The 929-nt window shown below is 66.7% G+C and carries 2 protein-coding genes; both read left to right on the top strand.

Translation table 11 applies throughout. From position 1 onward, the window contains the following. The coding region (locus J4645_RS22050; protein WP_122017283.1) for a cytochrome c-type biogenesis CcmF C-terminal domain-containing protein at window positions 1-605 on the top strand (605 nt) is incomplete at its 5' end. Further along, the coding region (locus J4645_RS22055) for a DsbE family thiol:disulfide interchange protein (protein WP_208209014.1) at window positions 602-929 on the top strand (328 nt) is incomplete at its 3' end. The genes J4645_RS22050 and J4645_RS22055, both read left to right, overlap by 4 nt.

Consider the following 929-nt stretch of genomic DNA (forward strand, 5'->3'; position numbering starts at 1 on the left):
TGCTGGAAGATAAAATCATCGCCATGACGGCGGTGGGGATGGCGATGGCCTGCTGGATTGCGGTGCTGGCGGTGGCCGAAGCCGTACAGCGCGTGTCCCGCGGCACGAAAACCTCTCTCAGCTACTGGGGAATGGTGGCGGCGCACCTCGGGCTGGCGGTGACGATTACCGGCATCGCCTTCAGCCAGAATTACAGCGTGGAGCGTGACGTGCGGATGCGGGCGGGCGACAGCGTGACCATTCACGACTACCGCTTCACCTTCCGGGAGGTGCGGGACATCACCGGCCCCAACTACCGCGGCGGGGTGGCCCTCATCGGGGTGACGCGCCACGGCGAGCCGGAGGCGGTGCTGCACGCGGAGAAACGGCTCTACAACACCAGCCGGATGGTGATGACCGAGGCGGCGATTGACGGCGGGCTGACCCGCGACCTGTACGCCGCGCTCGGGGAGGAGCTGGACAACGGCGCGTGGGCCGTGCGCCTGTACTACAAACCGTTTGTCCGCTGGATATGGGCCGGGGGGCTGCTGATGGCGCTGGGCGGGCTGCTGTGCCTGGCGGACCCGCGCTACCGCCGCCGTAAACCATTGCCGGAGGCCGGATGAAACGCAACGTACTGTTATTACCGCTGCTGATTTTTCTGCTGATTGCCGCGGCGCTGCTGTGGCAGCTGGCGCGCAACGCGCAGGGCGATGACCCGACGAATCTCGAATCGGCGCTGACCGGAAAGCCGGTGCCGGCGTTCCGCCTGGAATCGCTGGAGACGCCGGGTCAGTACTACCAGGCGGAGGTGCTGACGCAGGGGAAACCGGTGCTGCTTAACGTCTGGGCCACCTGGTGCCCGACCTGCCGCGCCGAGCATCAGTACCTGAACCGGCTGGCCGCGCAGGGTATCCGGGTGGTGGGGCTGAACTATAAGGACGACCGGG

The sequence above is a fragment of the Salmonella sp. 32082101201600294FB01SM01 genome, assembly GCF_017572865.1.
GTDB lineage: Bacteria > Pseudomonadota > Gammaproteobacteria > Enterobacterales > Enterobacteriaceae > Salmonella > Salmonella enterica.